Here is a 12,544-nt window from a genome sequence, read left to right as displayed (position 1 = left end):
CATGAGCATCAGCAGCACCTGGGCACCACTGCGCACCTCATCGTCGTCGGAGGTCATCCTGTGTGCCGACTTCCACACGACGGGGCGGCCGGAAGCCGGCTTCTCCGACCTCGTGCCGCAGCTCGAGCACGACGGCAACTACTGGCTGATCGCGCCGCCCGCGGTCGCCCCCGACTCCGGCGTCGACGTCGACGAGTACATCGGCTCCTGGCTGGCGCCGGTGCGGGAGAGCGGCATGACGGTGCGCGCGGTACTCGGCTTCTGCGTCGGTTCCGTGTACGGGGCCTCGCTGGCGGACGAGCTGGCGAAGAGCCAGGGCACCGCGCCGAAACTCATCGTTTTCGACCCCGAGCCGACCCAGCTGGTGACCATCCAGTACCAGCTGACGAAGGTCCTCGACATGCTGGACACGATTCTGAGCGAGGCCGAGCGCGCTGAGATCCACGCCGAGCTCGGAAAGTACCTCCGCCTCGACGGCATGACGGTGGGCCGGTACGCGGCGGAGATGTTCGGCGAGTTCCGGCGCATCAGCGACGGCGCGTTCGCCCGCGCGGGTCTCGACACGGAGTACAGCGCCGAGATGTGGAGCCTGTTCAGCTCGTTCCTGTCCTACCTCAGCCTCGCCGAAGGGCTGAACCCCCGGCCGGCCTGGCTGGACGCCACGGCGCTGAGCTCGTCGAGTCCGCACAACGGGCTCAACCGGCTGAAGGTCACCGGCGAGATGGGGACGGGCGAGTTCGTCGCGCACGAGATCAGGTTCGACGAGGACCACGCCGAACTCCTGCGGTCCCCCGGGGTGGCCGAGACCGTCGACAAGCTGCTGGAGCGCTGACCATGACATCGGACGGACCGGCCACCGCGCCGGAGAGGAAACCGGCCTCCCCGAAGGAGCAGGCGCTGTGGCTGCTCGAGGAGTACGTGCCCGGCACGGGGGTCAACAACCTGAACACGACCTTCCGCGTCGAGGGCAGGCTCCGGCACGACATCGTGCGGCAGACCGTGGCCGGTCTGGTCCGCACGTACGAGGTGCTGCGCGGTGTGTTCAAGACGGAACCCGGTGGCCTCGTCCGTGAGGTGCTGGACGCGGAGGAAGCGGCACCCGAAGTCCTCCAGGCGGACCTGAGCAGCGCGGAACTCATCCCCTGGCTCACCGATTTCGTCGCCCGGCCGTTCGCACCGGACGGCGAGCTGCTGCTGCGCGCTGCCCACGTGCGGGAGGGCACGGCCGACATCGTCTGCATCGCGGTGCACCACGCCAACTTCGACGGCCGGTCGGCCGCGCTGCTGCTGGAGGAGTTCGTCGCGCGGTACAACGCGCTGGCCGCGGGCACGGAGTGCGGCACACAGACCGTGCCGGCCTGGCAGGAGCAGCCCGCGAGGGAGACCAGCGAGACGTTCTGGCGCACGAAGCTCGAAGGGGTCGACGCGTCCGCGTCCCCGCTGTGGTGCGCGAAACCGGATCCCGCGGTGACGACGCTCGCCGGTGACGTCCTGACCCGTACCCTCTCGCCCGCGGCGCGCGACGCCGTCAAGCGGATGCAGCAGGACCTGCGGGCGCCCGAGTCCGTGGTGCTCACGGCGGCGTACGGGGTCCTGCTCGCCTCGCACGGTGCCGGCACCGACCTCACCATAGGGTCGCCGGTCAACGTCCGCTCCCCCGAGGCGGAGGCCGCGATCGGCTACCACGCCAACGTGGTGGTCCTACGCACACCGGTCGACCGCGCGGACAGCTTCCGCTCGTTCGTGCGCCTGAACCGGCGCGAGTTCTTCCAAGCGATGGCGCAGGCGGACTACTCCGCCGAGCGCGTCATCGAGTACGTGCCCAGGGCGCACGCGTCCGGACGCAACAGCCTGTTCCGCTACACCTTCAACTACGCGCCCGCGGACACGAAGGCCGGTTTCGTCATCGGCGGACACCCGGCACGGCAGCTCATGGTCGAGACCGGCACCAGCAAGTTCGACCTGGAGTTCTTCGTCACCTCCACGGCGGACGCGCTCGAGGTGCGGGCGGGATTCGGTGTGGACGTCTTCGACCACGAGGACATCGCCATGTTGCTGGCCCGGTACGACGAGCTGCTCGTCACGCTCGCCTCCCGCCCCGACGACGCGATCGGGGAACTGCCGGTCTGGGCGCGCCGCGACCACGACGTGATCGGCAGGGCCAACGACACCGCGTGTCCCGTCCGCCCGGACACGCTGCTGGAGATGCTCGCCGCAACGGTCTCCACCGCGCCGGAGACGGACAGGCCGGCGGTGGTGGACGGCGCGCGTTCGGTCGGCGTCCGACGGCTGTGGGCAGCGGCCGAGGCAACCCGCGGCCGGCTCACGGCAGCGGGAATCGGCAAGGGCGACGTCGTCGCGCTCCTCGCACGCCGCGGCCCCGAACTCGTCGCGGCGGTGTTCGGCGTCTGGTTGTGCGGCGCCGCCTACCTGCCGCTCGACCCGGACCACCCCGAAGAGCGCGTCTCCTACCAACTGGACGACTCAGGCGCGGTGATCGTCCTGGCCGGTGAGGACGTCGCTGTGCCCGGCGACCGGGTCGTGCTCCCGCTCGTCCACGTCGACAGCGTGACGCCCACCCAGGGCACGGTTCTCGCGCAGTCACCCGTGAGCGCGGACGATCAGGCGTACCTCATCTACACCTCCGGCTCCACCGGACGCCCCAAGGGCACCCGGATCCGCCACGGCGCCCTGGCGAACCTCGTCACGCACTTCGCCGACGCGCTCGACGCCCGCGGCAGGTCGATGCTGTGGGTGACGACGTTCAGCTTCGACATGTCCACCCTCGAACTCTTCCTGCCCCTGGGTACCGGTGGCACGCTGGTCGTCGCGCCGGACGAGGCCCGTACCCAGGGTACGGCCCTGGCCGAGGCGTTGGACCGGCACGACGCGTCGGTCCTCTCGGCCACGCCCACCACCTGGCGCCTCGTCCTCGATGAGGTGGCCGGCCGGCTGGCAGGCCGCACCGTGATCATCGGCGGTGAGCCGCTCCCCGCGCCGCTCGCCGGAAGGCTGGCGGCCACCGGGTGCACGCTGTTCAACCTCTACGGGCCGACCGAGGCCACGGTCTGGTCCACCGGCGGCACGATCAAGGCCGGCTCCGAGGACACGATCACGGTCGGGACACCGATCGCGAACACGCAGGTGCACGTCATGACCCAGGACGGCGCGCCGCTGCCGCTCGGTGTGCAGGGTGAGCTGTGCATCGCCGGCGCGGGCCTGTCCCTCGGCTACCACAACCGCCCTGACCTGGATGCGGAACGGTTCGGCGAGCACCCGTCCTGCGGCAGGTACTACCGCACAGGCGACCTGGCCAGGTGGACCCACGACGGGCAGCTGGAGATCCTGGGCCGGATGGACCGGCAGGTCAAGCTGCGCGGAAACCGCATCGAACTCGGTGAGGTGGAGGAGGTCCTGCTCTCCCACCCCGACCTGACCGGCGCCGCCGTCGTGCTCGTCGGGGAACCCAGCGCCGACGGTGCGCTGTGGGCGTTCGTCACCGCACCCGAGCAGCCCGGCATCGCCGCGCGGCTGTGGGAGCACGCGCGCGGTCTGCTGCCCGCCGCGGCGACACCGAACGAATTCGTGGTGGTGGACGCCTTCCCGATGACCGGCAGCGACAAGGTGGACTACCCCGCGCTGCGCCGCCGGGCCGAGGGGCTGCGTGCGGCCCGGAAAACGACGGACGACGTGACGGACGAACGAACCGAGCACGGCGACGACCTGGTGGTCACGCTGGTAGGGCTCTACAAGACCGCACTCGACCGCGGTGACCTCGACGCGGACAGCAACTTCTTCGCGCACGGCGGGCACTCGCTGCTCGGCGTCAAGCTGCTGCAAGAAGTGCAGTCGGCCACCCAGGTGCGCCTCAAGCTCAAGGACCTGTTCGACAGTCCGACGCCGAGTGGGCTGGCCCGCCGCCTGCGGGCCGAGATGAGCTGAGCACGCCGCGGGCCCGCCGCGAGGCGGGCCCGCGCTCACGTGCGGCAGGCCGCTGCCGCGGCCCAGGGCGCCTTCCCGCCGTTGTCACGGCGGGGGCGCCCTTCGGCCGTCCCGGTGCGCCTCCGTCCCGGTGCGCCTCCGTCCCGGTGCGCCTCCGTCCCGGTGCGCCTCCGTTGCGGTGGACGGAACGGCGCGCGGCGCCCTGGGCGAACGCCCGGTGCGGGCCTGCCGTTCCAACCCGCCACCTCACGCTGCCGCTCCTCCGCGGCCCGCAGTGCCCCCGGCGTGCCGTCTCCGGGCCGCGTCCCTCTGCGCCGCCCGCTCGCCGGGTGGTCACGGGTGACCCCATCGACGAGAGGCCCGGAGGACAGCCGACCGCCGTTCGGACACGCGCCGTACTGCTGCTGGCCGGCTGGCCGACTGGCCGACTGGCCGACTGGCCGACTGGCCGACTGGCCGACTGCGCCTCAGGATTCCTCTCCCTTGTCGCCCGAGTCCAGGAGTTCGGCGTCGATGAAAGCGAACATCTCGTCGTCGCTCGCCGAGTCGATCTGGTCCCTGACAGTGTGAGACGTCTGCGAGGCGTCGCTGAGGCCGGCAAGGATCTCCTTGAGCCGCGCGGTGATCCGGACACGTGCCGTGTCATCCACGCCGACCGCCTGCACCGAGTTGGCGACCTTGTCCAGGTCGGCGAACACCCGCAGGACCTCCGACTCCTCGTCGGCTTCCCCACCGAACTGGCCGGTCAGGTACGCGGTCAGCGCGGCAGGCGTGGGGTAGTCGAAGATCAACGTAGCCGGCAGCCGCAGGCCCGTCGCCGCGGTGAGCCGGTTGCGCAGCTCGACCGCGGTGAGCGAGTCGAAACCGAGCTCCTGGAACCGCTGCTGATCGGCGATCGCGGCCCCGTCGGCGAAGCCGAGCGTCGCGGCGACCTGGCCTCGGACCAGGTCCGAGAGCAGCACCTCGCGTTCGGCGGGCGCGAGACCGGCCAGCCGGTCGGCGAACGCGGCGGCGTCCGCGGCGCCACCGGATGCCGCACGGCGCGCGCCGCCGCGCACCAGGCCGCGGAAGAGCGCGGGCAACGCGTCGCCCGCGGCGCCCAGCACCCGCAGGTCGAGGGTGACCGGCACGAGCACCGCGCGCTCGTGCGACAGCGCGGCGTCGAAGAGCGCGAGGCCGTCCTCGGCCGCCAGCGGTGAGATCCCGGACCGCGCCATCCTGCTGAGGTCCGCTTCACCGAGCCGCTGTGCCATGCCGCCCGCGTCCGCCCACAGCCCCCAGGCCAGCGATGTGGCCGGCAGCCCGCACGCGCGGCGGTGCTGTGCGAGTCCGTCGAGGAACGCGTTGCCGGCGGCGTAGTTGCCCTGGCCCGCGCCGCCGAGCACACCGGCCACCGACGAGAACAGCACGAACGCCGCCAGGTCCTGGCCGCGGGTCAGCTCGTGCAGGTGCCAGGCCGCGTCCGCCTTCGGGCGCAGCACGGCAGTCAGCCGCTCGGGGGTGAGGGCGTCGATCGTACCGTCGTCGAGCACACCGGCGGTGTGGACCACGGCGGTGAGCGGATGGTCGAGCGGCACCGCGTCGAGCAGGGCGGCGACCGCCGGGCGGTCGGTCACGTCGCACGCCGCGATGTGCACGTCGGCGCCCAGGTCCGTCAGCTCGCCGAGCAGTTCGGTCGCGCCGGGGGCGTGCTCGCCCCTCCTGCTGACCAGCAGCAGGTGCCGGACGCCGTGTTCGGCCACCAGGTGACGGGCGAGGACGGCGCCGAGACCGCCGGTTCCGCCGGTGACGAGCACGGTGCCCTCCGCGTCCCACGCCCGCGTGTCCACGTCGGACGGCGGTGCGGCGGCACGGGCGAGCCGCGGCGCCGTTACCTGGTCACCGCGCACAGCCAGCTGCGGTTCACCCGTCGCGAGCGCGCCGCGGATCGGCCCGGCGGACGCCTCGTCGTCCACGTCCAGCAGCACGAACCGGTCCGGGTTCTCCGCCTGCGCCGCCCGCACCAGGCCCCAGACGGCGGCCTGTGCCGGGGTCACATCGTCGCCCGGCGCCACGGCGACCGCGTACCGGGTCACCAGCGCCAGCCGCGCCTTGGCGAAGCGGTCCTCGGCCAGCCACTCACGCAGCAGGGCCAGTGCCTCCTGGGCGGCGGTGTGCGCCGCCGCGTCCGGGGCGTTAGGGGCGCTCTCGTGGCCGCCGACCGTCGCCACTACCCAGCCGGTGTCCACCTCGGTCAGCGCGGTGAGGTCCGGTGCCCGCCGCTCCGAGAGCCCCGGGAGACCGTCACCGATCACGGTGAGGTCGGCTCCGCCCTCGCCGCCGGGGACAGCGGCCCAGTCGAGCTGGAACAGGCTGTCCCGGTGGCGCGGGCTCGCCGCACCGAGCTGATCGACCGCTACCGGCCGCATCACGAGGCGCTCGATCTGGATGACAGGTGCGCCGGTCTGGTCGGTGGCCGCGAGCCGTACCGTCCCACGGTCCCCCGCGGAGCCCACCCGCACGCGCAACCGGGTCGCGCCGACGGCGTGCAGCACCACCTGGTTCCACGCGAACGGCAGGTTCGAGGTGCCGGGTTCGACCTCCTCCAGGTAGTCGCCGAGCCCGACCGCGTGCCACGCGGCGTCGAGCAGCGCGGGGTGCAGCCCGTACCGTTCGGCCTCCTCGGTGGCGTGATCGGGCAGGGCGATCTCGGCGAACACCTCTTCTCCGCGACGCCACGCCGCCGTGAGGCCCTGGAAGACCGGCCCGTAGGCGACCTCCCGTCCTGCCGTCTCCGCGTAGAAGTCCTCGACGCCGACCGGCTCCGCGTCCCTCGGCGGCCAGACGGCCATGTCCAGGTCGGGTACCGGCAGCGCCGGGGCGAGCACGCCCTCGGCGTGCTGCACCCACGGCTCGTCGACGCCGGTGTCGGGACGGGAGTAGAGCGCCACGTCACGCCGTGCGTCCGTGCCCGTGGCACCCACCACGATCTGGACCTGGATGCCCCCGCGTTCGGGCAGCGCCATCGGCGCCCGCAGGGTCAGCTCCTCCAGGACCGGGCTCTCCGCCTCGTGACCCGCCTGGATGACCATCTCCACCAGCGCGGTGCCGGGCAGGATCACGGCGTCGCCGACCATGTGGTCGGCCACCCATGGCTGCGTTTCGCGTGCCAGCCGGCCCATGCAGACCATGCCGTCCGAGTCGGGCGACGGTACGACGGCGGACAGCAGCGGATGTTCGATGCTGCCCAGGCCCGCGGACGAGACGTCCTGCGCGCCCTTGCCGCCGTTCAGCCAGTACAGCTCGCGCTGGAAGGCGTAGGTCGGAAGGTCCACATGGGTGGTGCCGGCCCGCCCGAAGTACGCCGTCCAGTCGACGGGCACGCCACAGGTGTGCAGCCGCCCCAGCGCTTCGACGAACACCTGGACCTCGTCACGGTTCTTGCGCGCCGTGGGCACGACCACACCGGTCCCGTCCAGCACCTGCCGCGCCAGCCCTGTCAGTACCCCGTCGGGCCCGACCTCCAAGAAGACCGACGCCCCCGTCGTGCGGGCGGCGGCGAGGCCGTCGGCGAACCGCACCGGTTGCCGCGCGTGGTCGAGCCAGTAGCCGGGATCGGTCAGCTGCCCTTCGACGGCCGGTTGCCCGGTCACGTGTGAGATCACCGGAATCGACGGCTCGCGACAGGTCAGGGACGAGCAGACCTCCGCGAACTCGTCGAGCATCGGGTCCATCAGCGGTGAGTGGAACGCATGGCTGACCCGCAGCCTCTGGGTCCGCACGCCCTGCTCGGCCAGCACGGCACCGATCCGTTCCACCACGTCCTCGGCGCCCGAGACCACCACCGAGGCGGGCCCGTTGACCGCCGCGACACCCACATGGTCCCCGTGGTCCGCGAGCAGCGGCAGCACGTCCGCCTCGGGTGCGGCGACCGCGAGCATCGCTCCGCCCGCGGGCAGGGCCTGCATCAACCGCGCACGCGCCGCCACCAGCCGGCACGCGTCCTGGAGCGAGAACACCTCGGCGACGTGCGCGGCAGCGATCTCACCGATCGAGTGCCCGGCCACCACGTCGGGGGTCACGCCGAGGGAGGCCAGGAGCCGGTGGAGGGCGACCTCGAAGGCGAACAGCGCGGGTTGGGTCATCGCGGTCTCGTCCAGCCGCGTGGCGAGTTCCGAGCCCGGTTCGGCGAACATCACCTCCCGCACCGGATGCGGCAGCAGCGCGTCGAGAACCCCGGCGACCTCGTCCAGCGCGTCGGCGAACACCGGGAACGTCTGCGCCAGTTCCCTGCCCATGCCGGCACGCTGGCTGCCCTGGCCGCTGAAGAGGAACCCGAGCTTGCCGCCGGTCCCGGTGCCGGTGACCAGTCCCGGCCGGTCCGCACCGGCAGCCAGCGCACGCAGCCCCTCGACCAACTCGGCGTGGTCCGCGCCGACGACCACGCCTCGGTGGTCCAGCAGCGTCCGTGTGCCGTGCAGCGCCGCACCCACAGCCGCGGCGTCCAGGTCTTCACCCGACACGTGCGCGGCCAGCTTCTCGGCCTGTGCGCGCAGGGCGTCGGCGCTCCGCGCCGAGAGCACCCACGGCACCATGGGCAAAGCGGCTGTGGCGGTTTCGGCCGCGTCGCTCGTGGGTGGCTGTTCGATGACCACGTGCGCGTTGGTGCCGGAGATGCCGAACGAGGAGATACCGGCCCGACGCGGCCCGCCGTCCTCCGTCCACTCGCGCGCCTCGGTGAGCAGCGCGATCCCGCCGGAGGCCCAGTCCACATGCGGCGATGGCTCGTCCACGTGCAGGGTCCGCGGCAGCACACCGTGCCGCATCGCCATCACCATCTTGATCACACCGCCGACACCGGCGGCGGCCTGGGTGTGGCCCATGTTCGACTTCACCGAGCCCAGCCACACCGGCCGGCCGGCGGGCCGGTCCTGGCCGTACGTGGCGATCAGGGCCTGCGCCTCGATCGGGTCACCGAGAGTGGTCCCGGTGCCATGGGCCTCGACCGCGTCCACCTCCGACGCGGACAGACCCGCGTTGGCCAGCCCCTGGCGGATCACCCGCTGTTGCGAGGGGCCGTTGGGTGCGGTCAGTCCGTTGCTGGCACCGTCCTGGTTGGTCGCCGTGCCGCGGACGACCGCGAGGACGGGGTGGCCGTTGCGGCGGGCGTCGGAGAGCCGCTCCACCATCAGCACACCGGCACCCTCGCTCCACCCGGTGCCGTCCGCACCCGCCGCGAACGCCTTGCACCGCCCGTCAGGAGACAACCCGCGCTGCCGGGAGAAGTCCACGAACGTCGACGGCGACGCCATCACCGTCACACCACCGGCCAACGCCAGATCACACTCACCGGAACGCAACGCCTGCACCGCGAGATGCAGCGCCACCAACGACGACGAACACGCCGTGTCCACCGTCACCGCGGGCCCCTCGAACCCGAACGCGTAGGCGACACGCCCCGAGACGACACTGCCGGAGTTGCCGGTCCCGATGAGTCCCTCCAGCTCACCGGGGAGTCCGGAAAGCCGCGACATGTAGTCGTGGTACATCACACCGGAGAACACGCCCGTACGCGACCCGCGCAACGACACCGGGTCGATGCCCGCACGCTCGACGGCTTCCCACGACGTCTCCAGCAGCAACCGCTGCTGCGGGTCCATCGCCAGAGCCTCGCGGGGCGAGATGCCGAAGAAGGCCGCGTCGAAGAGCCCGGCGTCGTGGAGGAACCCACCATGGCGGGTGTAGGTCGTCCCGCGGTGATCGGGGTCCGGGTGGTAGAGAGCGTCCAGGTCCCACCCCCGGTCTGTCGGGAACCCGCCGACGACGTCCACGCCGTCGGCGACCACCTGCCACAGCTGCTCAGGCGTCGCGACACCACCCGGGTATCGGCATCCCATGCCCACGATCGCGATCGGCTCGTCGACGGCCGCTCGAGCGGCCACCTCCGGGGCGGCCTCGGTGGCGCCACCGAACTCGCCGTCCAGATACGCGGCGACGGCCTGCGCGTTCGGATAGTCGAACACCAACGTCGCCGGCAACCGCAGACCGGTCGCCGCGTTCAGCTCGTTGCGCAGCTCGACCGCGGTCAGCGAGTCGAAGCCGAGATCCTGGAACGCCTTGCTCTGCTCAACCATCTCGGACGACGGGTAGCCGAGAACGGAAGCGACCCGCTCCCGGACCAGGCTCAGCAACGCCTGCATGCGCTCCGCGGGCTCCCGCGCCGCCAGCTCACGCCCGATCCCGGAACCGCCAGGGGCAGTGCGCGCGGCTCGCCGCGCCCGCGGCGCCAGTCCGCGCAGCAGGGCGGGCAGGTCCACCCGCTTGCGCAGCGCGGCGACATCCACCCGCAGCGGCACCAGCAGGGCCTCGGACGAGGCCAGCCCGGCATCGAACCCGGCAAGCCCCGCCTCCACCGACAACGCCGGCAGACCCTGACGACGCATCCGCTCCACATCAGCGTCACCCAACCACCGCGTCAACCCCGTCGACGTCTCCCACAACCCGAACGCCAACGACGTCGCAACCAACCCGAGCCCACGACGATAAGCCGCCAACCCATCCAAGAACACATTCGCCGCCGCATACGACGCCTGCCCCGCCGGCAACACCAAACCACCCGCCGACGAGAACAACACAAAGAACGCCAAATCCAACTCACACGTCAGCTCATGCAAAAACCACGCCGCATCAACCTTCGGCCCGAACACACCAGCCAGACGCTCCACCGACACCGACTCGATCAACCCGGTATCCCCGACCCCGGCAGCATGCACCACACCCACCAACGGATGCTCCACCGAAACAGACCCAATCACCTCCGAAAGCGCGCCCCGATCCGTGACATCACACGCCCTCACATCCACCGACGCACCCGCCGCAACCAACTCAGCCGACAACTCCGCAGCGCCCGGCGCATCGGAACCACTACGACTCACCAACAGCAGATGGCGCACACCACGCTCAAGCACAAGATGACGGGCCACCAACGCACCCAAACCGCCGGTACCACCGGTGATCAACACGGTGCCCGCCGGATCAACCACGGGCACCTCATGCGCCGCAGCGGCCACCCGCACCAGACGAGGCACCAGCACCCGACCCGACCGCACCGCCACCTCCGGCTCACCGGACGCCAGCGCACCCGCAACCACACCCACCGACGCCGACGCCCCATCCACATCCACATCCACATCCACATCCACCAGCACGAACCGATCCGCGTGCTCGGCCTGCGCCGCACGCACCAAACCCCACACCGGCGCCGAGGCCGGCGCGAACTCCTCACCCGGCTCCACCACAACCGCGCTCCGCGTCACCACCACCAACCGGGACTCGGCGAACCGGTCATCCGCCAAGAACGCCTGAACCTGCCCAAGCACCGTCTCCGCGACGCGACGGGTCGCCTCCGGTACCTCCCCGCCCGACTCCGCAACGGTCAACACCACACACTCGGGAACGCTGCCACTGTCGGCCAGAGCACCCAGCGAGGCATGACACGCCACCCCACCCGCAGGAGGCAGACCCTCACCGACAAGGCCCATCCCCTCCAGCGCCCGCCCCTCCTCCGCGCGGCCCGCCTCCGTCCACTCCAGACGGAACAACGGATCGTCCTTCGCCCCGGCCGACGCGAGCTGGTCCGGCAGCACCGGGCGCAGGTTCAGCGTCCCGGCGTGGGCCACCAGCGCGCCCATCGGGTCGGCAACCGTCACGGATACGGAGTTGGGCTGCCCGCCTTCGCCGATCCGCACACGCAACGCGGTCGCGCCGTCGGCATGCAGATCGACGTCGGACCAGCTGAACGGCAGCCACGGCTGCCCGGGCTCCGCACCAGGAACGAAGTCACCCAGCAGGATGGCGTGCAGGGCGGCGTCCAGCAGTGCCGGGTGGAGCGCATACCCGGCGACGTCGCCATGGGCCCGCTCGTCCAACGCGACCTCGGCGTACACCTCGCCCGCGGTGCGCCACGCCGAACGCAGGCCCTGGAACAGCGGGCCGTACTCCAGCCCCAGCTCGGCCAAGCGGTCGTACGCGTCCTCGACGGGAACGACGTCGGCTCCGGCGGGAGGCCACGACTCCAGCCCGGTCACAGGGCGGGGAGAGGTCGCGGACAGCACACCCTCCGCGTGCAGGACCCACCCGGCGGAGGTGTCGGACTCGTGGTGGCTGTGAATGCGCACGCTCCGCGCACCGGATTCGGCACGCCCCACGGACACGCGCACCTGCAACCCACCGTGCGGCCCGACAACCATCGGCGCGTGCAGGGTGAGTTCCTGCACCACCGGGCATTCCGCTTCACGCCCGGCCTGCAACACCAACTCCAGCAGTCCGGTACCCGGCATCAGCACCGTGCCCAGCACCTGGTGGTCGGCCAGCCACTGCTGGCCGCCGAGCGACAACCTCCCGGTCAACGCGAATCCGTCCGAATCCGGCTCGGTGACCACCGCGCTCAGCAGCGGGTGCTCGAGGGCACCCAGCCCTGCCGCGACCGGATCGGTCCCGGCGCTGACCGCGTCGGCCCAGTAGTGGTGGTGTTGGAAGGCGTAGGTGGGGAGGGGGGTGTGGTGGGTGGGTGGGAGGAGGGTGTTCCAGTTGAGGGGGATGCCGTGGGTGTGGAGGTGGCCGA

General features: G+C 71.8%; 3 protein-coding genes. 2 read left to right on the top strand and 1 reads right to left on the bottom strand.

Annotation, left to right across the window (positions count from 1 at the left end; translation table 11 throughout):
- Nucleotide 1 precedes the first annotated feature (1 nt).
- Nucleotides 2-832 (top strand): hypothetical protein, encoded by an 831-nt coding sequence (locus DQ392_RS30185; RefSeq protein WP_114018898.1) that lies wholly within the window; start codon nucleotides 2-4, stop codon nucleotides 830-832.
- Between the two features lie 2 nt (nucleotides 833-834).
- Nucleotides 835-3,942: a non-ribosomal peptide synthetase gene (locus tag DQ392_RS30180; protein WP_114018897.1), complete on the top strand. Its 3,108-nt coding sequence runs from the start codon at nucleotides 835-837 to the stop codon at nucleotides 3,940-3,942.
- A 467-nt stretch (nucleotides 3,943-4,409) separates the two neighbouring features.
- On the opposite strand, the gene DQ392_RS30175 is transcribed toward DQ392_RS30180, so the two are convergent.
- A partial coding sequence (locus DQ392_RS30175) for a type I polyketide synthase (protein ID WP_114018896.1) occupies nucleotides 4,410-12,544 on the bottom strand: 8,135 nt, incomplete at its 5' end.

It is taken from the genome of Streptomyces reniochalinae, assembly GCF_003323735.1.
In the GTDB taxonomy this organism is placed as follows: domain Bacteria; phylum Actinomycetota; class Actinomycetes; order Streptomycetales; family Streptomycetaceae; genus Streptomyces; species Streptomyces reniochalinae.
This window is presented reverse-complemented; position numbering and strand designations above follow the sequence as displayed.